Here is a 26,377-nt window from a genome sequence, read left to right on the forward strand (position 1 = left end):
CCTAAATTATTATATTAATTTTATTAAGTTTTCTAGTTCTTCTATCCAATTGTCTAAGAATTTCTCACCTTTTTCTTTAGTTGCTTTTGTAGCATCTCCAAAAACTCCACTTTCACAAAACTCAATCCAAGGCTTAGGTTTTATGTCAACATCATAAGGTATATCTGGATATTCACAAACAGCTTTATCCATATCAACGGTGCTTGAATCTATATGGAGCACTATAGATGTTTCAATTTCTCCTGAATGAAAACCACTGTTATTCCATAACTCAGTTTCCATTATTCCATTTCCATTTTTCTTTAGATTCATATAGCTCATGTAATAAACATTGGAGAAACCATTTTCATCAAATAGTTCTCTTGCAGCAATTTTTGCAGGTGCGGTATTCCCCCAATGACTAGAAAAAAGAATTATATTTTTAGCTCCTTTTTTTTCTAGACTGCACACTATATCCTTAACTACTTCTATAAAAGTTCTTTCTTTTAAGGATATAGTTCCAGGAAAATCTTTTGCAGACCATACTTGTCCATACGGTAATATTGGTAACACTACACAATCTGTTTGCATTGCTAATCTTTTAGATACATATCTTCCTACTATATTATCTGTATCAAGGGTCATATGATACCCATGCTGTTCAGTAGAGCCTAGGGGAAGAATAACTGCCTTAGCTTCTTTAATTCTTATATCTGCCTCCTTCCATGTCATTTCACTAATTAAATACTTTTTCATTTCACACCTCCTTTATTAATTTAAATTTTTATTATGTAAAAATTTTTAGTAGACAAATTAACTTTTTCTTTATCTTTCTTTTATTTTCTTTTATTTTCTTTTGTTACTTATATTATACATTTATTGACTGAATTGAGTCAATATTCTGTCTATTTTTATTCCTTATTTTTCATTTTATTTTCCTTATTATTAACTTTTTTTAATTAATAATCTTATATTTACCTCTTTTTAAACTCAAGAAAGAACTTATAACTCATAAAAAAAGAAAAGAGTTAAGCGCCGTACTGCTTAACTCTTATATCTATAGAATATTTTAAACAAAATGATTAATCTATTCACTTTTTATATTATGTGAAAATTAAATGTTATACTTTTAAATATCCACGGAATCCTCTTGCAGCATAGTATGAGTCTGCTCCATTATGATAAACAAAAACAGTATCATAACGTCTATCACAGAAAATAGCCCCGCCTTTTTTTCTAATATTATCTGGAGTTTTGACCCAACTAGATGTTTTAACATCAAAACTTCCAAACTTCTGTAGCTCTCTATATTGCTCTTCTGTTAAAATTTCAATTCCCATATCTGAAGCCATATCAATAGCAGTATTTTGTGGTTTATTTTGTTTTCTTGACTCTAATGCTTCACGATCATAGCAAACACTTCTACGTCCTTTAGGACTTTCTGCTGAACAATCATAAAAAACATATTCATCATTCTTATTATCATAACCAATAACATCTGGTTCACCACCAGTTACTTCCATTTGATGAAGGGACCATAATTTTTCAATATTAGCTTCTAGCTTTGCTTGTACTTTAGACCATTCAATTTCATTATGACGATTCATATTTTTCTCAAAACGAGCTTTCAATATTCCAAGTATTTCTTCATGTTCTTCAAGTGACAAGTTACCTTTTTTATTTTCCATAATAAAGCCTCCTCATATAATATATTTATATTTGAAATAATTCTAATTAAGTTTGATTATCAAATATTTTTAATAATCATATCAAATGCATTTTATAGAATCAAGCTTTATTTATAATTTTTTATAAATCTTCATTGCAAATATATACGCAACAACTATTATTCCTACACACCAAGCCAAAGCTGTCCATATCTCATTTCCTACTGGCTGATTTTCTAATAAGTTACGAATAGCTTCTACTATAGGAGTTACAGGTTGATTTTCTGCAAAAGCACGCACTACTGAAGGCATTGTATCTGTTGGTACAAAGGCAGAACTAATAAATGGTAGAAATATTATTGGATAAGAGAATGCCCCTGCACCATCTGGTGTTTTAGCAGCAAGTCCTGCAATAATAGCAATCCAAGTCATAGCAAGTGTAAATACTCCAAGAATTCCAAAGACTGCTAACCATTCTAAGATTCCTGCTGAAGAACGGAAGCCCATTAATAATGCAACAAGTATAATCACTACTACAGAAATTCCATTAGAAATTAATGAAGTTAATACATGTCCCCATAACACTGTAGAACGAGCAATTGGCATAGAGTGAAAACGCTCAAAGATACCACGCTCTTTATCCATAAACAAACGGTAAGATACATATGCAATCCCGCTACCTATAGCCATTAACATTATACCTGGCAGTAGATAATTAACATACCTCTCTGTACCTGTTTGTATCGCACCTCCAAATACGTAAACGAATAGTAACATCATCGCAATTGGTGTAATACAAACTGTAATAATTGTATCCATACTTCTAAAAATATGACGCATAGAACGTCCAAACATAACACTCATATCTTTTAAAAAATGTTTATTAGTTGATTCCATCTATTTCTCCCCCTTTTTACCTATGATTGCTAAAAATATTTCTTCTAATGTAGGTTCTTTTTCAACATATTCAACTTTTGCAGGTGGGAATATTTTTTTCAATCCTTCTAGTGTATCTAGAGCAATGATTTTTCCTCCATGAAGAATAGCTATTTTATCTGCAAGTTGTTCTGCTTCTTCTAAATATTGAGTTGTTAAGAATACTGTAGTTCCTGAATTGGTTAACTCCTTTACAATCTTCCAAACTTCTAAACGTGCTTCTGGATCTAGACCTGTTGTAGGTTCATCTAGGAAAATAATCTTTGGATTTCCAACAAGGCTCATTGCTATATCAATTCTTCTTTTCATACCTCCAGAGTACGTCCCCACTCTACGATCTGCTGCCTCTGACATACCAAACCTATTAATTAATTCATCCGCTACTACATCGGGATTTTTAAGATGTCTAAGCTTTGCTATCATTTGAAGATTTTCACGACCAGTTAAAATTTCATCAATAGCAGCAAACTGACCAGTAAGACTAATAGAAGCTCTAATGTCACCTGGATTTTTTTCAATATCGAAACCATTAATTACAACACTTCCAGCATCTGCCTTGAGTAAAGTAGACATGATTTTAATTATCGTTGTTTTTCCTGCTCCATTAGATCCTAGTAGTGCAAAGATGCCTCCCTGCTCTACTTCAAAATCTACGCCTTTTAGTACTTCTACATTTTTGTAGGATTTCTTTACTCCTTTAATTTGTATGATATTTTTTTTCATTTTCTTTTCCCCCTCTATATATAATAAACTTTCTTAAAGCTTAATCTAATCCATTTTCTGAATCCTGAATTAGCTATAAAAAAGAGCCGATAACTGTGAATATTATTATTTCACATGTTATCGGCTCTGCGTCTTAGCGTCTGGCTCTTTAATAACTGATATATTAAAATGTTTTACATTGATTATGGTTTCCTGCCTACACTTTGGACAAAATAGTGGGAAATTTTCAAGTACTGTATCATCACCTATCTTGACCCTTGTTTTATTGCCACATACTGGACATAATATCCACTCGTATTTACCCACTCTATCCCTCCTTAATTGATATTATTATTTATCACTATAATTTTACTTTTTCTTATTCATAGCCTTTTTCATAGCCTTATTAACTTCTTGTTCAACAGATTCTTTATAGCTGTCAAAGTAAGTTTTTGAATCTCTGACTAAATCATCACAGAAAGCCGCTACATCTCTGCCAGTCACTTCAAGCACACCTTTACCTAAAGCTATCCCCTCTTCAAAGAGATCAACAATACCAGTAAGCAAACCTATCCCATCAGATAGTTCAACAGGGCCAACCTTATAAAGATATTTTTCAATCTCTTTATAAACACTTTGATAATCTTTAGGTAGAGCCTTAACACGAGCAAGGTGAGCTCTCCATTCTTTTTTGCCTTTTATTATATCTTGAATACTCATTTTATCCTCCTATTTACCTAGTTTTTTAGCTATATTACTATTTAATTGTTTACGCCACTTGTCTCGAAAAGAGTTTGCCCCTTCTTCGCCAAGCAGTGCTAAGCAGAAACCTTTTATATCGTCATCCAAAACCTCTTGTATGCTCTGACCATCTGCAGCTGTTTCTTCTAGCATACTAAGCGCACTATCAAGAATTGGCATCAGGTTACGACCTGTAAAATCTGAATGTTCCCAAAGATTAGCCTTAATTTTTTCCCATGCCTCTCGATAATCAGCTGGTAACTTTCTCACTCTTATTTCAAAAGCTTTCGCTTCTTTAGTCATATCACTTCCCGTGATTTTTTCCCAAAAATTCATGATTTATTCTCCTTTAACTCGTTAATTTTTGTTGAAACAAATTCCCATTTTGCCCAGAATTTCTTTAGTTCTTCACGTCCTGCATCATTAAGAGTGAAAAACTTTCGTGGTGGTCCCATATCGGATTTCTTTTTCGTAGTTTCCACCAATTTATTTTTCTCAAGTCGTACCAGGATAGTATATACTGTTCCATCTACAACATCTGAAAAGCCAAGCGCATTAAGCCTCTTTGTAATCTCATAACCATATATTTCTTCATGACTGATAATTTCAAGAACACAGCCTTCCAGTACACCCTTTAACATTTCTGTTATATTATCCAAATGAATCACCTCTTCACTATCTAGCATTACCGATATTCAGTATTACTTAGTACTACTATATAGTAACACCGAGTAGTGTTGATGTCAATATAAAATATATATTTTTAATATATATTTTTAGCAATTAAATTTTAAATTATACAAGCACTGTATAAATAGGCACATGACCTGCTTTTTTTATTTATTTTTATCAACTAATTATCCCTACTTCATATCACCTTCTTTACTGATCTAAATCCTTCAAGTGAACTAAATTTAATCCCAAAAGTAAAAAGAATCAAGCAATTATACTGCTTGATTCTTTTATTTAGGTCTATATTAAAGTAATATTTCAATTATTATTTAGTTGCCTTTTCTTCTTTATATAGCATAAGAACAATCAAAGCTAATACTGAAGCAATAGCAACTGTTGCATATACTTGCTGGAATGCTTTATTTAATGTTGTTTGATATTCTTTTTCTATTAGACCTCTACTATCTTCAATCTTAACTAAATAATTTTCTTTTCCTTTTTCAAATGCACCTGGAATTGCTTCTTCAAGTGTAGTCATTTTTTCTATAGTATCTTCCATTTGTGCCTTTGCAGATTTCATCTTTTCAACGGATGCAGCCATAGCTGGATTATAAGACATTCCCACTATTGCATTGTTTAATTCTGCAACAGAATCACTTATACCTGTAATTCCAGAATCAATTCCACCTTCTATTTTATCAATTATTGATGGTGTCATTTGTGTAAAAATATATTCTGCCATTACCTTCGTATTATCAGTGATAGTTGTAACATCAGAAGATTTTAATAAATCAAGAATTTCATCTGAAAGCTGTAAGCTACCATTATCACTGTTCATATCAAATTTTATAGTTTCCATTGCTGTTAAGTCAGGTATTTCTATACCTTCAAGTTTATCTGCCATAGAAGGATTAGATTTTAAAGCAGTAAATTCTTCTGTAAGTTCTTCTGCATATGGAAGCTCAGGAACATTTACTTCATTAGGAAGAAGAGTTTTAATATTATCTTGTACTGCCATTCCCCCATGAGAGATAAATCCTATCATTATTGCAGGTGCAACAGCAGTTCCAATTGAACGAACTAATGAAACAGTTGCTAGTGCTGAATTTGCTTCTTCAACTCTAGTATTATCAAGCATCATATAATTTATTGGAGTTCCCATTGTGAATCCAATTCCTATTCCTAGTAAAATTAAGCATACTACTATAGAAAATAAACTTGGATGGTCAGCAGCATATAATATAAGATATAGAGAACCTGCTATTGAAGAAATAAATCCAAAGCCAAGTACTACTTTTGCTCCATACTTATCTATTAACTTACCTGAAAATGGAGCACCTACTCCTGCAAATATTCCTAAAATAATTACGAAATATCCTCCACTACCTGTAGCTATCTTTAATGAATTCTCAGAGAATTGAGGAACGAAAATCATACCCATAATAATGATTCCAGTAATAAAAGCTATAAAAAGTGTAATAATGATTTTAACATTTTTAAAATAAGAAATATTAATTACTGGATCTTCTGCTTTCTTTTCTATTAATATAAATATTGGAAGTAATACAATAAACGCTATTAAGTAAGGATAAACAGATGTACTTAAAAATGTATTCTTAAAATCAAAATAATCTATATTTTTAAGTCCATATAAAATAGAAAGTACCATTAAAGTTACTGTTGTAATTCCTAAGAAATCAATCTTTTTAACATCTGTAATTTTTGTATTTGGAAGAGTTAAAAATCCAGCTACTAATATAAATATTGTAATTGGAACATTTATATAAAAGATATATTGCCAATTGCTTTGTCCAAAAATATCAATAATTGCACTACCTGCTGATGCTCCAAAGATATTAGCAACTCCGTAAACCCCACCTACTAGTCCAAGTGCAAGACCTCTTTTTTCTTTAGGGAATGTTGTACCAAACTCTGCAGTAGCAATAGGAACGATTCCCCCACCACCTATAGCTTGAACAACTCTTGCTATTAATAGCATAGAAAAACTTTCAAAATTTTGTGATAAACCACAGAATAAAGAACCAATCCCAAATAAAGATATGCTTATTAAGTATATATACTTTCTTCCGAACTTATCAGCTAATTTCCCCATAATTGGAATACTTGCTGCATATGCAAGAGTATAAATTGTAATCATCCATATTCCTGTATTTTCATTTACCATAAGGTCATTTTGTATTATTGTTCTTGCAGGTGTTACTATTCCCGTATCAATTGCACCCATAAATATGCCTAATAGATATACAACTGCTATTAATACAAAATTAATTTTTTTCTCTTTTCTCACCATAAATTATTCCTCCTTTTCTTTTCTAATCCATATGATTAGCAATATTTTCTGCCATTTTGTTTGTAAGTTTTTTCATACAAACAATTTCTTCTTCACTCATTTCTCCATATAAAATTTCATACCATTCATCAACTATACTTTTTATATTGTTTAAAATATCTGCACCTTTTTCCGTAAGCGAAATAATATTTTCTCTTTTGTTATCAGGGTTTTGCTCCCTTAATATAAAACCTTTGGTCTCAAGCTTATTTAGAGTTTTTGCTACCATTCCTTTATCAATCATATATCTCTTTGAAATAGTATCCTGATTCACATCTTTATTCTTTGATAAAAACATAATTATAACTTGTTCCCCAAAAGTTAAATCAAATTCTCTTAATCTTTTTTCAAAAAAGTTTCTGCAATATCGTACTATAACCGATAAGTTATTCATATGGTTTTCTCCTTTATATCCATTGCAATATTTAAATGTTGTCATTTGCAACAGTTGACTAATTCAACAATTATTATCTTATTCCTTAATTTGTACATTTGCAATATGCATTTTAAAATAAATAAGTAGACTATACAAAGCTCCCTATTTCGTAAATGTCTGCAAAGAATTTAAATTTTTTATAGCCTTATTCAACCCTAAAGTACGGGAGCTACAAAAATTTATTCATAGCCATTTTTGTGGATTATTAAATAAAAAAATATAGGAAAGTTTAGTAACCTTCCTATATCTCACATTCTTTATTTAATTATAAATTAATATTATCTCACTCTATGTTCGCCTTTATTTGCACTTCTTAGTCCAATTTCAGTACCATTTCTAAGTCTTCTAATATTTTCAACATGTTTATAAATCATCACAAGAGATGCCACAGCTAATATACAGAAAGCTATGAGATCATTCTTAAATAATCCAAAATAAGCAGGTACAGCAATTATAGTTGCAAAAGTTGCACTAACAACATAATCAGTAATTAAAGTTAGAATTACACATAAAACAATTAAAGCAATTGCAAACTTCCAATCTAATGCAATTGTCAGACCCATATATGAAGCTAGACCTTTTCCTCCTTTAAACTTTAAATAAAATGGGAAAATATGTCCAATAACACAGGCCACACCTACTACTTCTGATAAATATGGTAAATCAGCAAATAAATATCTTGCTAACATAATAGCTAGATAAGCTTTTAAAACATCATGTAAAGCTACTATAATCCCAGCTTTCCAACCAATTATGGCAACCATATTTGATGCCCCTAAGTTACCAGAACCATTTTTTGATACATTAATATTATTTAGCCTCCCTAAATAATATGACATACTAGAACTTCCAATTAAATAACCTATTAATATAACTATAATATACTTCACTGCAACCTCCTATTAATGACTATATAAATTTACGTATATTTTAGTATGATAATCCTACACTCTTACCAATATATTTATCATCTTGTACTGCTTTTAATAAAAAGCTAGCTACATCAGCACGAGAAATATTTTTTCCACCCTCTGGTGCTCCTTCCTCCGCCTCTCTATATACTCCTGTAAAATCACCATCTGTTAAGCCTAATGGTCTAGCTAGTGTATAATCAACACCGCTTTCTAATATCTTATTATATGCCCCTGCATGATCCTTTAATGGATTTTTCAACATAAGCATTACTGCTTTTCCTGCTATTCCTTTTAATTCACCATGTACTCCCGCAGAAGCCATTTGTAATATTCTCTTTACTCCTGCTTCATTCATAGCATCTACAATATTCTTTGTAATATCTGTAATAGTTGTAGATGCTTTCATTCCTGGTCCTCCTATACAGCTAATTACTGCATCATGACCAGCCATAGCCTTTTTTACGTCCTCATAGTTAGTTGCTTGTCCAACTATTATCTGTAATTTCTCTGACTGTATTTTCATATTTTCTGCATTTCTTACAAATGCCGTAACCTCTATACCTTTATTTAAGGCTTGCTTAATTACTTCTTGTCCAGTTCTACCATTAGCACCAAAAACTATAATTTTCATCAAAAACCCTCCTTCTTTTGAAATTTATATATTTAATTTCACTATATATTTTAAATAGTATTTTTACTATTCTTAGTTATAGTTATACTTTAATTATATATAAAAATACCCCATAGAGGAAACTTTTTTCACTATTTCCTCCATAGGGCTTATTTTCTTAATCATTAAATGATGGAATACCTCCAGTAGTAATCCCCATATTTTCTCTAATCTCTATTAGTTTATTTACTTGATCTTTAGAAAGATAATTTTGTTTACAAATAATATACTCAGTATTCATCATAATATTTGCATAACTTTCCATAGTCTCAAGCCTATAATATGCTTGATAAATATTTTCTCCCCAAGTTAAGGCCCCGTGATTTGCTAGAAGTACACCATTGTATTCATTTACATAATCTGCTATGGAGTTTGGTATCTCTTCAGTTCCAGGCGTTGCATATTTTGCAACAGGAATAGTTCCAAGGCTTAGGATTGCTTCTGTAAGAATTGCTCTATCTAAAGATTTTCCAGCTACTGCAAAGCCTGTTGCTATAGGTGGATGCGCATGTGTCACTGCATATAGTTTAGGATTTTCTTTATACACTCTAATATGCATTTTTATTTCAGAAGATGGTTTCCATGATCCTTCAATAACATTACCATCTAAATCTATCTTAACTAGCATTTCCTCTGTCATAAACCCCTTTGAAACGCCTGTTGGAGTAGTCCATATTTCATTATTACCAACTTTAACAGAAATATTTCCATCATTAGCAGCAACAAATCCTTTGTTATACATTCTCTTACCCACATCTAAAATTGCCTTTTTTGCTTCAATATCAGAAATATAATAACCTTCTATATTAAACATTTAGTCACTCCCTTCATATTTATAAATTCCAAAGCACTATAAACATATATTACCATATATGTATTTATTGTTCAATTATTTATTTGGTATTTTTTTGTTTCTTGCATTATTTATGTTTATTTGTTTTTATTTCATATTATTTTTATTGTGTTTTGAAATCAAAAATTCTATGCTATAATAAAATATGAATTACATATAAGATAGACAAAAGGAGTAATATTATGTTAGCTATTACTAGACAATCACAAATAAAAGATATTGTACTAGAGAAAAAAAGTGTTACAGTAACAGAATTATCGCAAAGGTTCTCTGTAACAGAAGAAACTATTCGCAGAGATTTAAAGATTCTAGAAAGCGAGGGTTTTCTCACTCGTACTTATGGTGGAGCCTTTATACAAAATGGCGTAAACAATAGTGTAGATTTATCCATCCGTGAGACTACTTACTTACAAAGCAAGCAATCTATTGCTTCTTCATGTCTCAAGTTAATTCATAATGGTGACTCTATTTTTCTGGATTCATCGACAACCTGCCTTTATATTGCAAAAGCTATCAAAGAAATGCGACTTACAGTAGTTACTAATTCCCTATTGATAGTAAATGAGCTTTGTGATAATAACAACATCCATTTAGTCTGCATCGGTGGAAATTACACTCCTAGCGATAAGGCTTTCAATGGTTTTATCACTCAACTAAATTTAGAAACATTATTTTTTGATAAATCATTTATATCATGCCGAAGCCTTTCAATAGTGAATGGTATCACTGACTCACTTGAACAAATGGCCAAAGTACGTCAGGCTATTATTAACAGAAGTGAGGAGGTATACGTGGTTGCAGATTTCTCTAAATTTGACAAGACTTCATTTATACATATAGCAAATTTTGATAAGATTAGCGGGATAGTTACAGATAGAAAACTAAACGACAATTGGGTTGACTTTTTAAAAAGTAATAATGTTGCAATTTATGAGAGTCAATCTTATCAACCTGAAAACAAAAGCTGGAACTCTTAATGACTCCAGCTTTTTATTCTATATATACTATTCAAATATAGAATTCTTTAGAGGATAAAAATACTTTGGTATCTTTTGATTAACTAATCCTTTAAATTCTTCAATCTGTTTATTATTTTGCATACTCCGTTTAGGCAGAATAACTGCATCCTTGTGGTTAAGCTGAATTACGAAGACGCTCTTATGCTCTTCAAGCTTTGATACATCCGTCCAAGGATTCTTTCTGGATTCTTTACTACTTTTATTTACAAAAATGAACCCTTCCTCATCTGCTATTATCGTTCTTTCTGCCCCAAATCCATTCTTATATGCATTTTTATATTTTATTATATTAATCTCTAAAGTAATAGCAGCAGATGGAATAGATACAAATACAAGCAAAGCACACAAATGTACTACTCTACTTAATTGTATTATATTTATAAGTTCTAAAAGTAAAAGAGTTGAAAATACAGCCCAAGTCCCAAATAATATGACACGTCTTATCCATGAATTTCCATAAGTTTGGGAAATCATCATTTTCCGATAGTCACTTACGGACATTTTAAAATCAAACTTAAGTCTCATAATTAATCCGCCTTTCTTATTCTCCAAAGCCAGACTCAATTAATTTAATAAGAGAGTCAACAGCTTCTTTTTCATCTTCTCCGTTTGCAACAATTTCAATTTCCTCGCCATTACATAGCCCCAATGATAGGAGTAGTATTATACTTTTTGCATTAACCTCCCTATTTTCTTCTGTAGTTCTACATATTGTAATATTAGATTTAAACTTTAAAGCATTTTTTACAAACTCAGAAGCAGGACGTGCATGAAGCCCTGTTTTATTTTTAACTACAACAGTTTTTTTTACCATTATGATCTACCCTCCATAAAATATTATTCTAATATATATTAAAAACTCTTCTAATTTCAATTTCTTTTCACAAACTTCATATAGTCTCATTTCTTCTCTACAAAATCAATAGTAATTATATGCTGAATCAAAAATTTCTGGATATGAAGAATACCATAAATCTCTTTTTAAAAAGCTACACTAATATATCAATAGTGCAGCTTTTTATCTTTATTAAAATGTTATGACGTCATTTCCAACGTTTTCCCAGTTGGATTTAGAGCCTGTCTTTCCAATGCATCATGAATCTTATCTTTATTCTTGCGAATTATTACATAACTAACAGCATATACAGCTACCAATAATCCAATAAGGAATATATTCTGACTTGCGAATATTAAGAATGTGAGGTATCCAATTGGTTGTCCAATTATAATGAAAGAAGTAACCATCATAGCTCCATTTGCTCCAAGACTACCACCCGCAACCTGAACTACTTCTGTGAAAGTAACTCCACATGCTGAACATACATATAAGAATATAACACCAACGATAGTAGAACCAATAACAGATTTAAGAACATTACCATTAGACATAGCAACTATTGGCTGTATACAGTAAGGAATAGCAACTAGGTCTACCATTGGAAGTGTTGTATTTCCAGGTAATACAAAAGCTAGTATTAGTATAATAGGCATTGTTAATAGTCCTGATACAAGTGTAGCCGTCTCACCATAACCGGTTGCATCATTAACTGCCAAATACCATTCTCCTTTGAAACCTTTTGTCTTTTTCTTTGATGCTTCTGTTATAGATGTAAAAGCTCCTGAAAAAATTGATGAAATCTTTGGGAACACAGACATAACAGCTGAAGTAGCAACACCACAACTAAGGATTTCTCCCCACGCTTTAAGCTCACCAATTCTAGTTATATTTCCCGCTATTCCAATAACTATACCAAGAATTAAACCTAAAGTCATTGGTTCACCTATACTCCCTAGCCTCTTACGCATACTCTCTGGATCCATCTTAATTTTGTACAATCCAAACTTATCCATCAACCAGTTAAGAGGAATTGCTATTACTGCTATAGTAGCTGTATGAAGTGAGGCAATAGTACATCCCTCATATCCATAATACGTTGACCATCTCTTTGCAATTACTTCGGTTATAAGAAGAGTAATTAACAATTGCATGGTCATCAAACAAATAGCTAAAAACATATTGCCTGTTAACACAAATAACATTGATCCCCAGCAGAAATAAGAATAATTATTCCAAAGATCACCTGCTTGGAAAACAGTTGTATATTTAGTTAAGAAAAGTATTACCTGTAGTAATATTGCAATAACTATGAATATCATACCAGCTTGTGTTGAATAAGCTACTACAGAAGTATTTGGCCATCCAGCATCATATACTGGTAGATTAATGCCTGTAGCTTCCACCATACGAGAAATGATTGGTTGAATAATCGGGCTGTAAGCACCTATTACGAGATTAAATCCCTGAAGACCTACACCAGCTGAAAGAGCTGAAATAAATGCCTTTTTTGGTTTAACCTTAAAAGCAATATTGATAATAAACATAATAATTGGTACAAATACAACTGCACTAAATGTATCGAAAAAAGCTTTTACAGCATTTATAAATAATTCCATGATACTCCCCCCTTTAAGTTATAGAAAATTACTTTCCCGCAGCTTTTAAAATTTCTAAAGCTTTTTGTAAAAATTCATCTTCGCCCCTACCTGTAATTAAACTAATAGCTGGAAGTGCTGGAGTTCCATTTAAATCAGCTTCATTTATGGGACTTGCATATGCCACTAAATCATAATGTTCTCTTGCAATATATGTTGCTAACTCGCTTGGATTGGCCTCCATAGCTTTTACATCATATCCTTCCTCCTCAAACATTTCTGTCAACTTATTAGCTATCATTGATGATGTCACTATTCCTGAACCACATACAGTTAGTAATTTGATAGTTTTACTTTTCACTAAAATCCTCTCCTTTCTCTATACTAAATAGTTTTTATTTAATTCCCCTTTGTAAATCTATTTTTCAAAAATAAGTGAATTTACAATAGAGTACACCTCATCAACCGTCGTTGCTGTTTTAATTTTCTTTAGTACGTCAGAATTCTGAATTAACATCATAATTTTACGTAAAATAGATATCTGATCTTTAGGATCTGTAACTGCTAACATGAATAATATCTGTGGATATAAAGTAATATCTGGAGAACCCATCTGTTTAAATTCCACAGGCTTCTTTAATACACATATACCCATAGCTGGTTCATTTACATGCTCTGCAAATGTATGCGGGATAGCTATATCAAAAGCAGCTGCAGGTAGTGCAGTAGGATACTTGTCCTCTCTTTCTATGATAGCTTGAGGATAAGTAGATTTTGCAATACCTAGGTCAACAAATACTTGTGCCATAGTTCTAAGTGCATCTTCTGACGTCTTAGCATCAACATTTAATCTAATTAGATCTTTTCTTAGCATTTTCCCTTCCCCTCTAATTTAAAATTTTTGTATACGTTTTAATGATTTTATATTAGCATACAATTTTTGGTAAAACAATACTTTTTTTCATATTTTTGTTTTTTTGTTTTTGTTTTAATAAACTTTATACTTAATTCTTACTTGTTTTTTTTGGGGTTATTCTTGATTCCATATTTTCTTTGTGATAACATATAGATATTACATTTTATGGAAATTATTATTTTTATATGGGAGGTCGTAATTAATGGATAGACATATTGTAATAGGCTGCGATAATGCAGCTATTCATATGAAAAATGAATTAAAAAAATACCTAGAAAATAACGGTTATACTGTAGAAGACGTTGGTTGTAATAGTTCTGAAGATTCCACCTATTATGCTTATATTGCGGAAAAGGTCTGCCGTAGTATCATTGATAGTAATTTCATAAAAAACGGAGTCTTAATTTGTGGTACTGGTCTTGGTATGGCTATGGTCGCTAATAAGTTTCCAGGCATTAGAGCTGGTGTATGTCATGACATTTTTTCAAGCGAACGCCTAAAACTTAGTAATGATGGTAATGTCATATGTTTTGGTGAACGTGTAATTGGAATTGAGTTAGCAAAAAAAATTTTAAAAGAATGGCTATCTCAAGAATTTATAAATGGTCCATCTTCTCCGAAGATTGAAGCTATAAAGGAAATTGAAAAGAAAAATATGAAAGTCTGAATCATCAAAATAATAACTGCTTTTTTATCAAAAATAGGGTATGAAAGGAGAAATATATGAGCCGTTTAGATAAACTCTATATAGGTACTAACACAAAGATGTACAAAACTATAAGCGATACAAAAAAATATCTTACTCAACTAATTGAACATACAAAGAATATTGATAGTAATAATTTAGAATTATTTGTAATTCCATCCTTCCCAGCTTTAGATGCTGCAGTGCAAGCCACCCAAGATAGCATAATTTCTATTGGCGCACAGAATATCTCTTGGGAAGATGAGGGACAACTTACTGGAGAGGTATCTCCTCTTATTTTGAAAGAGGTTGGAGTTCAGATAGTGATGATTGGTCATTCAGAACGTCGTCATATCCTAGGCGAATCAGATTATGACGAAGAAAAAAAAGTTGCAAAATCTTCTAGTCACGGATTTACAACACTATTATGTGTCGGAGAAACATTAAAACAAAAGAATTACAATTTATGTGATGAAGTATTACGTACACAGATAAAAATTGGACTTAACTCTATAACAAGTGAACAAGCCAAAAAGCATCTATGGATTGCATATGAGCCAGTATGGTCTATAGGTGTAAATGGTATCCCCGCGAATGAAAGTTATGTTGATATAAAACACCGGGTTATAAAAGATACTCTAATTGAACTTTTCGGACAAGAAATAGGTTCTGATATACCTGTCTTATACGGAGGGAGCGTGGATTATTCAAACGCACAGCTATTTATTAAGATGCCTAATATTGATGGATTATTCATTGGCAGAAGTGCATGGGACCCTATAAATTTTAATAAGATTATCCACTCTGTTCTTCCTCTTTTTATTGAAAAAAAAATAAATAAGGAGAAATATAATGATTGATTCTAACCTTTATTCACTTTCAGAAGATATTAAAAACAAAGACTATATTCTTGCTACCTATTATATAGAACTTGATAAAGATGTTAATATAATTAGGAAAGCAGAAAGTATGGCGATAGGACAAACTATCGGCACATGGGTTCCAATTCCAGGTATTACAGAAGAAATGCGTAAAAATCACATGGGTAAAGTGGTGAACATCATGGATGCTCCTCCCTATGAACTATATACTCAAATTCAAGGTAACTTACGCTCATACTTTATACAAATTGCATATCCTACAATTAACTTTGGTCCACAATTTCCCATGATGCTAACCACATTATTAGGTAATGATGCTTCTACAAGTGCCCAAGTAAAACTTGTAGACCTTCAGCTTCCTGAAAGTTTCGTAAATCATTTTACGGGTCCAAAATTTGGAATAGAAGGACTTCGAAATCTTACAGGTGTTTATGATCGCCCACTAATATTAAATATGATTAAACCCTGTACTGGAATTACCCCGGAATTAGGAGCTAAAATTTTTTATGAAACCGCTCTTGGGGGAGTAGATTTTATAAAGGATGATGAACTTCTTGGAAATCCCGATTTTTGTAAGGCTGCTGATCGCGTTAAAGCATACAATAGAGCATCTAAAGCTGCTTATGAAAAAACTGGTAAAGAAGTCATTTATATATGTAATATCACTGATTCCTCTGATAGGATTTTGGATACACTAAAAGCTGTTCAAGAGGCAGGAGCAAAAGCTGTAATGATGTGCTTTTCAACTATTGGTTATAGTCAATTCCAGCATATATCTGAACAGATTGAAATTCCTGTAATGGGTCACTATGCTGCTTCTAGCATATGTAACGAAGGCATTCTAAATGGACTTGGCTCTCATCTATCAGTTGGAAAATTCCCTCGTCTTGCAGGAGCTGATTTGGTTATGATGAATACCCCTTACGGTGGATATCCTCTTACTACCTTGCAATATTTTAAAACTGCACTTCAACTTACCTTGCCATACTATAATCTTAAGCCTACTATGCCTATATGTGGTGGCGGAGTTCATCCAGGCATGGTACAGCGTTTTATTGATGACTTTGGCTCTGATATTATTCTTGCAGCTGGAGGAGCCATCCAGGGTCACCCAATGGGTGCTACTGCTGGCGCACAGGCTATGCTTCAAGCAACAGAAGCTGCTATGAAAAAACTAAGTTTAGATGTTGCTGCAGAAGAACATAAAGAATTAAAGGTAGCTTTAGAACAATTCAAACATTAATTCAAATTCACTATGCACAAACTAAAATTTTTATAATAGGGATACCTCAGATAGGTATTCCCTTTTTTGAAAGTATTATATTATAGAGCAACATAAAAAATATCCAAGCAAAATTCCTTGCTTAGATCTTACGTTTATCTTTATTAATTTTATCTACAACTAAAATAATAACTACAATAATAATTAAAATTAAAGAAACTATTAGTGGATCATAATTAGAACCGTAATTAGGAAATAAAAAAACACTAACATTAATCATCATATGATAAATAACTGAAGTTAAATTATTTTTATTGCCCTTTACATAAATCCAAGTTATAAAGATATCTAGACCAAGCTACCTCTTCAAAAAATGCTGGAACAAAGAATATTATTAGAAACACAGGTATATCTCCTAAATAAATCTGTGGTGTAGGTAAATTTCTCTTAGATAATAACATATATTATATATACTAATTAAAGAAATTTAATAATTCACTAAAAAACCCTCCTTCTTTTGAAATTTATATATTTAATTTCACTATATATTTTAAATAGTATTTTTACTATTCTTAGTTATAGTTATACTTTAATTATATATAAAAATACCCCATAGAGGAAACTTTTTTCACTATTTCCTCTATAGGTTATACTTTTTCAGTGAAATGATAGACTTGTTAAGTGACTTCTCTAATACTTATTTCTCCTTTAACATAGCATATTGAACAATATCCGTACCCGGTAGAATATCCTCAGATACTACTTTAAAACCAAGCTTATTATAGAAAGATACATTCTTTTCACCATGTGTCTCCAGATAACAAGATTGACCATTTTCTTCTGCTAATTTTAGTACTGATAGCATCAATTTTTTGCCGTATCCTTGTCCTTGTTTACTTGGATTAACTCCAATCATTATGATATATTGGTGGTTATCTTTCATTATTCTTTTATGCGTTTTTAATGTAAAACTATCAAATTCATTGAATCTCTTTCCTGCATCCCCACCGATTTTCATTAGTGGTAATATGCCTGATCTTATGGATCTAATCAAATTGAACTTATAGTCTTTAAAATCTGTAAATAATATAATTCCTTCCATTTCCTTTGAACTTGCATACGCATTTCCATATAAAATTGAGTAGTTAATTAGAAACTTAAGAAAAAGCTTTATATTTTCGTGATTTAGCTTGTCTGCTAATATATGCTGAAACATTGGATAGTCATAGAAGGCCTTTGCTATACTATCAGAACTTGCATCAATATCTTGCTTCTTCAACTTATATAGATCATTCATATCTCTCCTTGTCCTTTCTTATAGAAAAATTACATAAACTATATGTTTACATTCATTCTAAATGTATGCAAATAGTTTTTAGCTATGACCCATAATTTAATAGAAATATTATCTAATTCAGTTCACCATAAAAATAGGCATAGTTTCCCTTCCCCTGAACCTCACTAATACCATCATTGTAAAAAAGTTTGAATTTTTTAGTATGTCAGATTTAAAGAATAATGAAAAAAGAGCTAAGCAATAATTTTGCATGGCTCCTCTATTTATCTTACATTAGTTTTATTATTCTTTCTTATTTTATCCTATTACTCTATCAACCTTAACTCTGCATAAAAGATGCACCAGTTAAACTTTCCTCAGAATAGTTATTATTTAGTCGGATTAGTTAAAGTTTAATTGGAGACTACACTTACTATTAAACTTTTAATAATAAATTGTTACTATTGGAGCATCTGCATTCCATAGCTCAACTTGCCTACCATCTCTTTCAATAGTTTGATTTCCAAATGTATCACTTACCATATTGTAAATCTCATTACCAGCTGTTGGTAGTGCCATATTTAATACCTGCTTAACTATTGAATCATCTGTAGCATTATTCTTATATAATTCTATTTTAACATTGTTACTTATAGCAATTACAGTTTCTTTTGTTGAAGAAACATATACATTTATGCCATATCCACTACTTTCTGTATCATAAGTCATTCCTAAATCAACAAGTCTGCTCTCTATTTCACTTGGAGACATTCCATAAGTCGGAATAGGTGGAGGTGATGGCTGTGCAGGTTGTGGTGGTTGTGATGGTTGTGATGGTTGTGGTGGTTGTGGTACTAAAAGCAAAAATAATATAGCTACTACTGATATAATAAATACTCTTATCTTTTTATATCCCATTTATCATCTATCCCTTTTCATAAAATTGCTATCATAAATTTTATCAAATATTTATTTTAAAGTCATTTTTTATAACATTTCCTATTTATATAAAATATTAAATACTTCTTTAATGCTCAGTGATAAAAAACATTCTTACTATGTATTCTTCCACTAAAGCTGACTTTTATCCCCTTGCTCAACTCCTCTATTTATCTGTCTTTAATAATAGTTTCCTTAAGTAAATTTATAATTTTAATTACTATTTTCTTGTTAATTTCATTGAGTTATATTATTTTCTTTAATATCCCCTTTATTCAAGCTCTATATTTCTTATTTTATTATAAAACTCCTCTGAAACTTCAATTTCTTCTAAATTAATCTTATCTGGATTTGTTGTTAAAGGAAATTCCATTATCCAAATGTTTCCCTCAATTAATATTGGTTCTGTAATTGAACTACTTGGATCTTTCTCATTTACCTCTTCAAGCTCTTTAAATTTTGTAAGAACTAGAATTCTTCTGCAGTATTCTTCTGTTTCAGTAAATATATTAAAAAAACTATTATAATTTTCAAAGAAGCTAGTTGATGTTACAACTTTTAAATTCAATCCTAATTCCTTTGCAATATCACTTATCTTAATTAATTTTTCTTTCATCTTATTATCCTCTTTAAATTATTATTATATATATTTATTTTTTGACTTCAATTCTATATTCATAATTAAACTAATTATATTTTAGCTATTTAATTATATCATATTTATTATTTCTATCTACCTTCGACTTTAAGAAACTATAGGATTAAATGAAAATAAAAAAGAGCCAAGCATTTATTTTGCTCGGCTCCTGTATTTATCTTACTTTATTTCTTTACTAACTTAACTACTGCTTCTAGATGTGGTGTATTCGGGAACATATCTTTTACGCAGCTTTCTACGATTTGATATCCTGCTCCTAATAACACTTGTAAGTTATCTACTAATGTTTTTGGATTACATGATACATAAATTATTTCCTTGGCATTAAATTTAATTACGTATTCTAATGCTTTTGGATGTACTCCACTTCTTGGTGGGTCTAAAATTATTGTATCTGGTTTATCTTTAACGTTCTTTATTATTTCTGCTACGTCTCCAGCTAGGAATTCGCAGTTATTTAAATTATTTAATTTAGCATTTTCCTTTGCTGCTTCAACTGCCTCTTCTATAAGCTCTATACCAACAACTTTTTTTGCATTAGCTGCTGCTATTTGGCCTATAGTACCTGTTCCACAATAAAGGTCAAATACTACCTTATCATTTGATTCTCCTAGATAATCTCTAACTATACTATAAAGGCTTTCTGCTCCCTTAGTATTCGTTTGGAAAAATGAAAAAGGAGATATTTTGAATTTTAATCCTAAAAGATTTTCTGTTATATAATCTTTTCCAAATAATAAGTTAACTTTTTCTGGCACTACTGCATCTGAAAATGAATTGTTTTCTGTATGTAATATTGATACTAATTCACCTTTATAATTTAGATTTTTTAATATATCTACATATTCTGTTAAATCAAAATCAATTTGAGTTGTAGTAACTAAGTTAACCATTAATTCTCCTGTATTAATAGCTTTTCTTATTACTAGGTGTCTTAAGTATCCTTCTCTTTTCATAACTCTATAATAAGGTAAGTTTTGAGCTCTGAAATAATCTACTGTAGCTTTAATTACAGTTCTAAAGTCTTCATCTACTATTAAGCATTTATCTACTGTAATTATGCCAAAGGATTTCCCCTTCATGTGCATTCCTAGAGTTAATTCTCCACCCTTTTCAAAGTCACCAAAAGTGAATTCCATCTTATTTCTATATTCCCATTGTTCCTTGCTTCCTACTATCCCTTTATAATTGTTAAGAGGTAGGTTCGCTTCTTCAAATAAAGTTTTAAACTCTTCACTTAAAAGTTCTAATTGTTTTTCATAAGTTAAATTTTGTGAAGTGCAACCACCACAGATTCCGAAATGCTCACAAGATGGTTCAATTTCATAATCTGCTCTTTCATCTACAGACATAAGCTTTAATTCTGCAAAGGCTTCTCTTTTCTTTTTAACTCTCCCACTCACTGTTTGACCTGGAAAAGCACCCTTTACATATATTTTTTTACCTTCTGCAGTCCCAATCCCCATTGATGGGAACTCAGTTTTATCTATTTTAACTTGAATAGTACTTCCTTTTCTCATGTTAACTCCTAATTTCAATTATTTTAACACTGTTTTTCTTCCTATAGTATCTTTTAATTTAGTTGATGCACAAATTGGTCCATATATTATATTAACTATAATATACATTATTAAGAACATTGGCTCTCTTTCTACAATATAGAAGCCAAATAGTTTTAACAACAAATCTACTACTATTAATAATAATAGAGATAATGCAATACTAATAATTTGATCAATTGCTCCAGCTAAAATCTTTTTTAAAAATCTTATTCCCTTGCTATCATCTTTTACTTCTGTTTCCTCATATACTTCTGCATCTACTGGTTCTATTACCTTATTTTCTTCTATAACTTCGTTTATAACATCATCTTGGTTTAATTCTTTATTATCCAAACCGAAATCCTCCTAAAAAGTTACTTTTTAAAATTGTAAGTCTTTGAATCTATTTTATATAATAAAAAATCATCCTTTATAGTTATAGTTTCAACTAATCCATTTAAGTTAGTCTCTATAGTTCCATTTGCATTTTGATTCTTTACAATATCTATTATATTTTCGTTTATTTCAGAATAATCTCTATCTGGATTATTTGTCATAGCTTCAGAAAAGTTTGATATAGACGTTTCTTTAAGATCAAACTTATCTTCATTTTTAATTAAATCTAAATCTAACTTAAATCCTATTTTTAAATTTAAGCTACCTCTTGCCATATCTGTTCCATATGTTTTGAAACCATAATACATGCTTTCCATTCTATTTGGCTCTGGATCTAAATTATCAAAATAAACGTATTTGTCATTAACACTCTCATTATTTTCATCTTTAATTTTTTCATCCTTTATGTACTCTAATCCGTAAAAGTTACATACTTCTTCCATTCTTGTAGTAATTTCATTATTTAATTGAGTTACTTGATCCATAGTATAATCTGTTGCCCATTCACCTTCTCCTATGAATTTTTTTTCGCTCTCATCAGCCTTAGCACTTTCTTGTACCTTTATTTCATTTTCATTCTTACTAGTAGATGGACTACATGCCACTAAAGATATAATTGCTACTCCGCTTAAAATTACTCCTAAAATTCTCTTTATCATAGTATCCTCCTTAGAATGCAAGTGGTATTTATATGCATATCTAATATTTTTCCTTAAATTCATCTTATTATAACACTAAAGGTCTCATATTAAAAGTGCTTGACACTTAACTGTCATATTACCTAATACTATAATTATCTAAATAAAAGAGTTAAGATAATTTTATTTTTATGTTTATCTTAACTCTTTTAATTTATTTTACTACTTGTGATACTATAATAGCTATTCCAATTAAAGCTCCTGCTAAAAATATAGCAACTGCTATATTACCTTTTTCTAACTCCTTGTTAAAATCAGCCGGTATAATTGCATCAAATATTTTATATCCAATTACTAATATAAGAATACCCATAGCTCCAAAAAATAAACTAAGTAATAAATTCATAAGCGTGCTAAAAACTACTTCCATAACAGATCCCCCTTTTCAATACATATTTTTATTTTATCACAAAATATATTAGCATGTATTAATTCTCTGTAATATTTTTCAAGTTCTTATTTTATCCTTTATTTTCTCAAAGGTTTTATCTCCGATTCCTTCAACATTCTTAATATCTTCTATGGATTTAAACCCTCCATTTTTTTCTCTATAATCTATTATACTTTGTGCCTTTACTTCTCCTATTCCATTTATTTTTTGTAAGTCACTAATTGAAGCAGAATTGATATTTATTATTCCATCACTAGACACTGCACTTCCAGTATTTATACCTATTCCACTACTAATATCACCATCTTTATTAGGAATGACTATAAGCTGATTATTTATTAATTTTTCTGCTCTATTTATTGAATCTATATTAGCTTCTTCTGTTAATCCTCCTGCTACATTAATTAAATCCCTTATTATACTACCTTCTTCAACTTCATATACATCTGGGTTTTTAACCTCTCCTTTTATTTCTACTATTATCTTACTTTTATTAGAATTAGCTATATTTGTTCCACTAGAAGTAATGCTTTCTTCTTCTAAATCTGTCCCAGTATTTTCTTCTTCCACAAATATATTCTGCATATATTCATCTTTAAATACTTTTGATTTATTTCTACCATATAAATAAAAAGAAGCTATGATACAAAATAAACCTAAAAAAATTAATATCAAATTTCTTACAGTTAATATACTTTTTATCTTCTTATCCATTAAGCCCTCCAACTATATAATTATTCCTTTTAATTATTAACTATTTATTAAAAATATATATATTTACATTTTATTATTTATAAAATATAGAAACATTTTGTTATTTTTGATAAAATAATTTTGTCTATATGAAAAAGTTAATTGGGAGAATCGATATGAAAAATTTATTTAAGAAATTTCTTCTATCTGCTTTGCTTGTGAGCAGTGCTTTTATTGGTATTAATCCAATTAAAGCAAATGCTACTGAACTCCCTCCTGTTTATTCAGAAGGTGCAGTTTTAATTGATGGAAGAACAGGTACAGTACTTTATTCAAAAAATGAGCACACTCAATATGAACCTGCATCTACAACAAAGGTAATGACAGCACTAGTTGTACTTGAAAATGTGAAATTAACAGATAAAGTTACAATAGGCGAAAATCCACCTTTAGTAGATGGTTCTGCAATTGGTATAAAAAAAGGGGAAGTTTATACTGTTGAAGAACTTATGCTTGGACTTTTATTAGAGTCTGGAAATGATTGTGCAGAAGCTTTAGCTGAATACGTTTCTGGTTCTAATGCAGAATTTGCTAAACTTATGAATGCTAAAGCAAAAGAACTTGGAGCCTTAAATACTAATTTTAAGAATCCTAGTGGACTTCATGAAGAAGGGCATTTAACAACTGCTTATGATTTAGCACTTATAATGAAAGCTGCTGCTAATAATAAAGAATTTGTAAGACTTGCTCAAACAGATTGTTATAAATATGTAGATCAACCGTTTTCTGATGGTAGTGAAAAATGGGCTACAAATAGAAATCAACTTTTTAATGAGTATAGTCCTTATTACTATACTAATGCTTATTGCGGGAAAAATGGATATACACCTGAAGCAAATCATACTTATACTGCAGCTGCTGTAAAAGGGGATCAGATATTAATAGCTTCTTTCCTAAATGCCACTGATAAAGATAATTTTTACACTAACATTGGTCCACTTTTTGATTATGGTTTTGATAATTTTGAAACTGTAAAGTTAATTAGTGAAGGTGAAGCATTAGATACATATACAATTAATGATGAAATAACTCTTCCTTTATTAGCTAAAAATGATTTTTATTATACTAAATCAAAATCTTATGAAACACCTAAATTTTCAATTCAATATGATAAAAGTGATATAAGTAAGATGAATATAAATCTAGGTGATACCTTATATAAGGCGAAGATTAATATTGGTGATGAAACTGTATCTACAGTAGATTTGGTAAGTGGTGCTAACAGAGTATATAATGATAAGATTGAATTTAAGGAAAACTTCTCAGACTTTATTAAAAGTCCAATGAATATACTATATGTATTAATTATTGCATTTGCTTTATTATTAATCTTAAGAATAATAATAACTTCTAGAAGAAGAAATAAAAGAAGGATAGTAAGAAAAAGTCGTCCTAGATTTAATAGGTATAAAAGTGAATAAATCTTATATTAATTGATGCCTTGAAATGTCCAAGTCACAATTATATAGGATTTATCCAACTCAATACTAAAAGACGGAAATTATAAAAAATTAGTCACAAGACAATCTTTTTATAATTTCCGTCTTTATTAATTTCATTATTTAAGGTTATTAATTAAAGTTTCAATGTCCTCTGGTACTGTCGCTCTTAAGGTTAAAGGCTTTTTAGTTCTTGGAGATTTAAAATCTAATCCATAAGCATGTAGAGCTTGCCTTTCTATAAGCTTATTATCATCTTCACTACCATATAATGTATCTCCCCATATAGGATGACCTAAAGCACTTAAATGTACTCTTATTTGATGTGTTCTTCCTGTTTCTAATAAACACTCTACTAAATCAGAATCCTTAAATCTTTCTACCACCTTATAATGAGTTATACTTCTTTGTCCTCTATCATCAACAACCCTTTTTATAGTTCCTTCCTCTTCCGGTCTATAAATAGGTAAATCTATTGTTCCACTCATATTTTCCATATGTCCATGGACTACTGCTAAATATCTCTTTTCTACATTATTCAAACTCATTTCCTTAGATAATTCCATATGAGCATATTGATTCTTAGCTATTATTATTAGACCTGAAGTATCCATATCTAGCCTACTTACTAATCTAACTATGCACTTTTGATTACTTTCTTTAAAATAATACATTAAAGCATTTGCTAATGTACCACTTTGATGCCTTTTAGTAGGATGCACCACCATATTAGGACCTTTATTTACTACTATGATATCTTCATCTTCATAAACAATATCTATTGGAATATCTTCTGGGTCTATATTTTGTGTTTCATTCTTCATTAAATTAATTAATATATTATCATTTCCTTTTAATATATAATTCATCTTAACAGCTTTATTGTTTGCAAATATTCTCTTATCTATTGATGCACTCCTAATTAATCTAGAGGAAAGACCAAGCTCTTCTTTTAAATATTCTCTTATTTTTCTTCCTTCATACTCCTTAGGAGCTATTTTTTTTATAGTACTCATATGTCCTCCTGAGATAAATTTAGAATGTAGAATGTAAAATGTAAAATTGTTGATGTAATTTGTTCCAAATTACTAAAATATAGATTTTAGGAGCTGTTTATTACAGCTCCTAAATTAAAATATTTAATTTAAAATTATAGATATAACTTATTCCAAACTACAATTAAATGTAGAATCCAAAATGTGAAATTATT

32 protein-coding genes are annotated in these 26,377 nt (G+C 30.3%); 5 read left to right on the forward strand and 27 right to left on the reverse strand.

What is annotated here, in order from left to right; translation table 11 throughout:
* Positions 1-9 precede the first annotated feature (9 nt).
* The 13 genes from QK892_RS03705 to QK892_RS03765 all read right to left on the reverse strand — a co-directional run bounded on the left by QK892_RS03705 (position 10) and on the right by QK892_RS03765 (position 9,881).
* Positions 10-735 carry a creatininase family protein gene (locus QK892_RS03705; protein WP_317272176.1) on the reverse strand — a complete coding sequence of 242 codons (726 nt, stop codon included), beginning with the start codon at positions 733-735 and terminating at the stop codon, positions 10-12.
* Between the two features lie 365 nt (positions 736-1,100).
* Positions 1,101-1,667, reverse strand: coding sequence for a DUF4256 domain-containing protein (locus tag QK892_RS03710; protein WP_317272177.1), 567 nt, complete (start codon positions 1,665-1,667; stop codon positions 1,101-1,103).
* A gap of 111 nt (positions 1,668-1,778) precedes the next feature.
* Positions 1,779-2,543 carry an ABC transporter permease gene (locus QK892_RS03715; protein WP_317272178.1) on the reverse strand — a complete coding sequence of 255 codons (765 nt, stop codon included), beginning with the start codon at positions 2,541-2,543 and terminating at the stop codon, positions 1,779-1,781.
* Positions 2,544-3,305, reverse strand: a complete 762-nt coding sequence (locus QK892_RS03720; protein WP_317272179.1) for an ABC transporter ATP-binding protein — start codon at positions 3,303-3,305, stop codon at positions 2,544-2,546.
* 117 nt (positions 3,306-3,422) lie between these two features.
* On the reverse strand, positions 3,423-3,611 hold the full coding sequence (locus QK892_RS03725; RefSeq protein WP_317272180.1) for a cysteine-rich KTR domain-containing protein: 189 nt from the start codon (positions 3,609-3,611) through the stop codon (positions 3,423-3,425).
* A 42-nt stretch (positions 3,612-3,653) separates the two neighbouring features.
* A complete protein-coding gene (locus QK892_RS03730; protein ID WP_317272181.1) occupies positions 3,654-4,004 on the reverse strand; it encodes a DUF1048 domain-containing protein in 351 nt (116 codons plus the stop codon).
* A gap of 9 nt (positions 4,005-4,013) precedes the next feature.
* Complete coding sequence (locus tag QK892_RS03735; protein ID WP_317272182.1) at positions 4,014-4,361, reverse strand: DUF1048 domain-containing protein; 348 nt, start codon at positions 4,359-4,361, stop codon at positions 4,014-4,016.
* Entirely contained in the window at positions 4,358-4,684 is a 327-nt protein-coding gene (locus QK892_RS03740; protein WP_317272183.1) for a PadR family transcriptional regulator, read from the reverse strand. The genes QK892_RS03735 and QK892_RS03740 overlap by 4 nt, the downstream gene beginning before the upstream one ends.
* A 338-nt stretch (positions 4,685-5,022) precedes the next feature.
* On the reverse strand, positions 5,023-7,008 hold the full coding sequence (locus QK892_RS03745) for an MFS transporter (protein WP_317272184.1): 1,986 nt from the start codon (positions 7,006-7,008) through the stop codon (positions 5,023-5,025).
* 22 nt (positions 7,009-7,030) lie between these two features.
* The gene (locus QK892_RS03750; RefSeq protein WP_317272185.1) at positions 7,031-7,441 is read right to left on the reverse strand and encodes a MarR family winged helix-turn-helix transcriptional regulator; all 411 of its coding nucleotides are present in this window, start codon (positions 7,439-7,441) and stop codon (positions 7,031-7,033) included.
* A 320-nt stretch (positions 7,442-7,761) separates the two neighbouring features.
* Positions 7,762-8,373 carry a glycerol-3-phosphate 1-O-acyltransferase PlsY gene (plsY, locus tag QK892_RS03755; protein WP_317272186.1) on the reverse strand — a complete coding sequence of 204 codons (612 nt, stop codon included), beginning with the start codon at positions 8,371-8,373 and terminating at the stop codon, positions 7,762-7,764.
* Positions 8,374-8,413: 40 nt separating this feature from the next.
* Complete coding sequence (locus QK892_RS03760; RefSeq protein WP_317272187.1) at positions 8,414-9,028, reverse strand: NAD(P)-dependent oxidoreductase; 615 nt, start codon at positions 9,026-9,028, stop codon at positions 8,414-8,416.
* Between the two features lie 157 nt (positions 9,029-9,185).
* Positions 9,186-9,881, reverse strand: coding sequence for a class II aldolase/adducin family protein (locus QK892_RS03765; RefSeq protein WP_317272188.1), 696 nt, complete (start codon positions 9,879-9,881; stop codon positions 9,186-9,188).
* 221 nt (positions 9,882-10,102) lie between these two features.
* Here QK892_RS03765 and QK892_RS03770 point away from each other — a divergent pair, with 221 nt between their 5' ends.
* The gene (locus QK892_RS03770; RefSeq protein ID WP_317272189.1) at positions 10,103-10,897 is read left to right on the forward strand and encodes a DeoR/GlpR family DNA-binding transcription regulator; all 795 of its coding nucleotides are present in this window, start codon (positions 10,103-10,105) and stop codon (positions 10,895-10,897) included.
* A gap of 27 nt (positions 10,898-10,924) precedes the next feature.
* On the opposite strand, the gene QK892_RS03775 is transcribed toward QK892_RS03770, so the two are convergent.
* The 5 genes from QK892_RS03775 to QK892_RS03795 all read right to left on the reverse strand — a co-directional run bounded on the left by QK892_RS03775 (position 10,925) and on the right by QK892_RS03795 (position 14,246).
* Positions 10,925-11,464: a YcxB family protein gene (locus tag QK892_RS03775; RefSeq protein WP_317272190.1), complete on the reverse strand. Its 540-nt coding sequence runs from the start codon at positions 11,462-11,464 to the stop codon at positions 10,925-10,927.
* A gap of 16 nt (positions 11,465-11,480) precedes the next feature.
* The gene (locus QK892_RS03780) at positions 11,481-11,753 is read right to left on the reverse strand and encodes an HPr family phosphocarrier protein (RefSeq protein ID WP_317272191.1); all 273 of its coding nucleotides are present in this window, start codon (positions 11,751-11,753) and stop codon (positions 11,481-11,483) included.
* Positions 11,754-11,974: 221 nt separating this feature from the next.
* Positions 11,975-13,393 carry a PTS galactitol transporter subunit IIC gene (locus QK892_RS03785; RefSeq protein WP_317272192.1) on the reverse strand — a complete coding sequence of 473 codons (1,419 nt, stop codon included), beginning with the start codon at positions 13,391-13,393 and terminating at the stop codon, positions 11,975-11,977.
* Positions 13,394-13,421: 28 nt separating this feature from the next.
* Positions 13,422-13,733 (reverse strand): PTS sugar transporter subunit IIB, encoded by a 312-nt coding sequence (locus QK892_RS03790; protein WP_317272193.1) that lies wholly within the window; start codon positions 13,731-13,733, stop codon positions 13,422-13,424.
* 57 nt (positions 13,734-13,790) lie between these two features.
* Positions 13,791-14,246 (reverse strand): PTS sugar transporter subunit IIA, encoded by a 456-nt coding sequence (locus tag QK892_RS03795; protein ID WP_317272194.1) that lies wholly within the window; start codon positions 14,244-14,246, stop codon positions 13,791-13,793.
* Between the two features lie 244 nt (positions 14,247-14,490).
* Between QK892_RS03795 and rpiB the strand changes: the two genes are divergently transcribed.
* From rpiB to QK892_RS03810, 3 genes are read left to right on the forward strand one after another with little or no spacing between them, the layout of a single operon-like run.
* Positions 14,491-14,955, forward strand: a complete 465-nt coding sequence (gene rpiB / locus QK892_RS03800; protein WP_317272195.1) for a ribose 5-phosphate isomerase B — start codon at positions 14,491-14,493, stop codon at positions 14,953-14,955.
* Between the two features lie 56 nt (positions 14,956-15,011).
* Positions 15,012-15,833, forward strand: a complete 822-nt coding sequence (locus QK892_RS03805) for a triose-phosphate isomerase (protein WP_317272196.1) — start codon at positions 15,012-15,014, stop codon at positions 15,831-15,833.
* Entirely contained in the window at positions 15,826-17,097 is a 1,272-nt protein-coding gene (locus QK892_RS03810; RefSeq protein WP_317272197.1) for a RuBisCO large subunit C-terminal-like domain-containing protein, read from the forward strand. The genes QK892_RS03805 and QK892_RS03810 overlap by 8 nt, the downstream gene beginning before the upstream one ends.
* Positions 17,098-17,773: 676 nt before the next feature.
* Here QK892_RS03810 and QK892_RS03815 read toward each other — a convergent pair.
* The 8 genes from QK892_RS03815 to QK892_RS03850 form a co-directional block, all read right to left on the reverse strand.
* A complete protein-coding gene (locus QK892_RS03815; RefSeq protein ID WP_317272198.1) occupies positions 17,774-18,373 on the reverse strand; it encodes a GNAT family N-acetyltransferase in 600 nt (199 codons plus the stop codon).
* Positions 18,374-18,796: 423 nt separating this feature from the next.
* A complete protein-coding gene (locus tag QK892_RS03820) occupies positions 18,797-19,270 on the reverse strand; it encodes a hypothetical protein (RefSeq protein ID WP_317272199.1) in 474 nt (157 codons plus the stop codon).
* Between the two features lie 292 nt (positions 19,271-19,562).
* Positions 19,563-19,907 carry a hypothetical protein gene (locus QK892_RS03825; RefSeq protein ID WP_291707287.1) on the reverse strand — a complete coding sequence of 115 codons (345 nt, stop codon included), beginning with the start codon at positions 19,905-19,907 and terminating at the stop codon, positions 19,563-19,565.
* A 206-nt stretch (positions 19,908-20,113) separates the two neighbouring features.
* Entirely contained in the window at positions 20,114-21,469 is a 1,356-nt protein-coding gene (gene rlmD / locus QK892_RS03830; protein WP_317272200.1) for a 23S rRNA (uracil(1939)-C(5))-methyltransferase RlmD, read from the reverse strand.
* Between the two features lie 18 nt (positions 21,470-21,487).
* Complete coding sequence (locus tag QK892_RS03835; protein WP_317272201.1) at positions 21,488-21,844, reverse strand: hypothetical protein; 357 nt, start codon at positions 21,842-21,844, stop codon at positions 21,488-21,490.
* A 20-nt stretch (positions 21,845-21,864) separates the two neighbouring features.
* Positions 21,865-22,545, reverse strand: a complete 681-nt coding sequence (locus tag QK892_RS03840) for a hypothetical protein (protein WP_317272202.1) — start codon at positions 22,543-22,545, stop codon at positions 21,865-21,867.
* Between the two features lie 193 nt (positions 22,546-22,738).
* Positions 22,739-22,954: a DUF350 domain-containing protein gene (locus QK892_RS03845; protein ID WP_317272203.1), complete on the reverse strand. Its 216-nt coding sequence runs from the start codon at positions 22,952-22,954 to the stop codon at positions 22,739-22,741.
* A gap of 78 nt (positions 22,955-23,032) precedes the next feature.
* Complete coding sequence (locus QK892_RS03850) at positions 23,033-23,689, reverse strand: helix-hairpin-helix domain-containing protein (RefSeq protein WP_317272204.1); 657 nt, start codon at positions 23,687-23,689, stop codon at positions 23,033-23,035.
* A 155-nt stretch (positions 23,690-23,844) separates the two neighbouring features.
* Here QK892_RS03850 and QK892_RS03855 point away from each other — a divergent pair, with 155 nt between their 5' ends.
* The gene (locus tag QK892_RS03855) at positions 23,845-25,149 is read left to right on the forward strand and encodes a D-alanyl-D-alanine carboxypeptidase family protein (RefSeq protein WP_317272205.1); all 1,305 of its coding nucleotides are present in this window, start codon (positions 23,845-23,847) and stop codon (positions 25,147-25,149) included.
* Positions 25,150-25,286: 137 nt separating this feature from the next.
* Here the strand turns inward: QK892_RS03855 and QK892_RS03860 are convergent, their stop codons facing one another.
* Entirely contained in the window at positions 25,287-26,183 is an 897-nt protein-coding gene (locus tag QK892_RS03860) for an RluA family pseudouridine synthase (RefSeq protein ID WP_317272206.1), read from the reverse strand.
* Between the last annotated feature and the right edge of the window lie 194 nt (positions 26,184-26,377).

This window comes from Clostridium lamae (assembly GCF_033043255.1).
GTDB classification, from domain to species: Bacteria; Bacillota; Clostridia; order Clostridiales; family Clostridiaceae; genus Clostridium; species Clostridium lamae.

Bases quoted from the DNA above. Each gene is read 5' to 3' on its own strand.
- QK892_RS03860 (WP_317272206.1), bottom strand. From the start codon at position 26,183: ATGAGTACTATAAAAAAAATAGCTCCTAAGGAGTATGAAGGAAGAAAA.
- QK892_RS03850 (WP_317272204.1), bottom strand. From the start codon at position 23,689: ATGGATAAGAAGATAAAAAGTATATTAACTGTAAGAAATTTGATATTA.
- QK892_RS03855 (WP_317272205.1), top strand. From the start codon at position 23,845: ATGAAAAATTTATTTAAGAAATTTCTTCTATCTGCTTTGCTTGTGAGC.
- rpiB (WP_317272195.1), top strand. From the start codon at position 14,491: ATGGATAGACATATTGTAATAGGCTGCGATAATGCAGCTATTCATATG.
- QK892_RS03720 (WP_317272179.1), bottom strand. From the start codon at position 3,305: ATGAAAAAAAATATCATACAAATTAAAGGAGTAAAGAAATCCTACAAA.
- QK892_RS03715 (WP_317272178.1), bottom strand. From the start codon at position 2,543: ATGGAATCAACTAATAAACATTTTTTAAAAGATATGAGTGTTATGTTT.
- QK892_RS03770 (WP_317272189.1), top strand. From the start codon at position 10,103: ATGTTAGCTATTACTAGACAATCACAAATAAAAGATATTGTACTAGAG.
- QK892_RS03805 (WP_317272196.1), top strand. From the start codon at position 15,012: ATGAGCCGTTTAGATAAACTCTATATAGGTACTAACACAAAGATGTAC.
- QK892_RS03795 (WP_317272194.1), bottom strand. From the start codon at position 14,246: ATGCTAAGAAAAGATCTAATTAGATTAAATGTTGATGCTAAGACGTCA.
- QK892_RS03785 (WP_317272192.1), bottom strand. From the start codon at position 13,393: ATGGAATTATTTATAAATGCTGTAAAAGCTTTTTTCGATACATTTAGT.
- rlmD (WP_317272200.1), bottom strand. From the start codon at position 21,469: ATGAGAAAAGGAAGTACTATTCAAGTTAAAATAGATAAAACTGAGTTC.
- QK892_RS03735 (WP_317272182.1), bottom strand. From the start codon at position 4,361: ATGAATTTTTGGGAAAAAATCACGGGAAGTGATATGACTAAAGAAGCG.
- QK892_RS03710 (WP_317272177.1), bottom strand. From the start codon at position 1,667: ATGGAAAATAAAAAAGGTAACTTGTCACTTGAAGAACATGAAGAAATA.
- QK892_RS03825 (WP_291707287.1), bottom strand. From the start codon at position 19,907: ATGAAAGAAAAATTAATTAAGATAAGTGATATTGCAAAGGAATTAGGA.
- QK892_RS03730 (WP_317272181.1), bottom strand. From the start codon at position 4,004: ATGAGTATTCAAGATATAATAAAAGGCAAAAAAGAATGGAGAGCTCAC.
- QK892_RS03760 (WP_317272187.1), bottom strand. From the start codon at position 9,028: ATGAAAATTATAGTTTTTGGTGCTAATGGTAGAACTGGACAAGAAGTA.
- QK892_RS03840 (WP_317272202.1), bottom strand. From the start codon at position 22,545: ATGATAAAGAGAATTTTAGGAGTAATTTTAAGCGGAGTAGCAATTATA.
- QK892_RS03845 (WP_317272203.1), bottom strand. From the start codon at position 22,954: ATGGAAGTAGTTTTTAGCACGCTTATGAATTTATTACTTAGTTTATTT.
- QK892_RS03765 (WP_317272188.1), bottom strand. From the start codon at position 9,881: ATGTTTAATATAGAAGGTTATTATATTTCTGATATTGAAGCAAAAAAG.
- QK892_RS03815 (WP_317272198.1), bottom strand. From the start codon at position 18,373: ATGAATGATCTATATAAGTTGAAGAAGCAAGATATTGATGCAAGTTCT.
- QK892_RS03810 (WP_317272197.1), top strand. From the start codon at position 15,826: ATGATTGATTCTAACCTTTATTCACTTTCAGAAGATATTAAAAACAAA.
- QK892_RS03745 (WP_317272184.1), bottom strand. From the start codon at position 7,008: ATGGTGAGAAAAGAGAAAAAAATTAATTTTGTATTAATAGCAGTTGTA.
- QK892_RS03705 (WP_317272176.1), bottom strand. From the start codon at position 735: ATGAAAAAGTATTTAATTAGTGAAATGACATGGAAGGAGGCAGATATA.
- QK892_RS03750 (WP_317272185.1), bottom strand. From the start codon at position 7,441: ATGAATAACTTATCGGTTATAGTACGATATTGCAGAAACTTTTTTGAA.
- QK892_RS03780 (WP_317272191.1), bottom strand. From the start codon at position 11,753: ATGGTAAAAAAAACTGTTGTAGTTAAAAATAAAACAGGGCTTCATGCA.
- QK892_RS03775 (WP_317272190.1), bottom strand. From the start codon at position 11,464: ATGAGACTTAAGTTTGATTTTAAAATGTCCGTAAGTGACTATCGGAAA.
- QK892_RS03820 (WP_317272199.1), bottom strand. From the start codon at position 19,270: ATGGGATATAAAAAGATAAGAGTATTTATTATATCAGTAGTAGCTATA.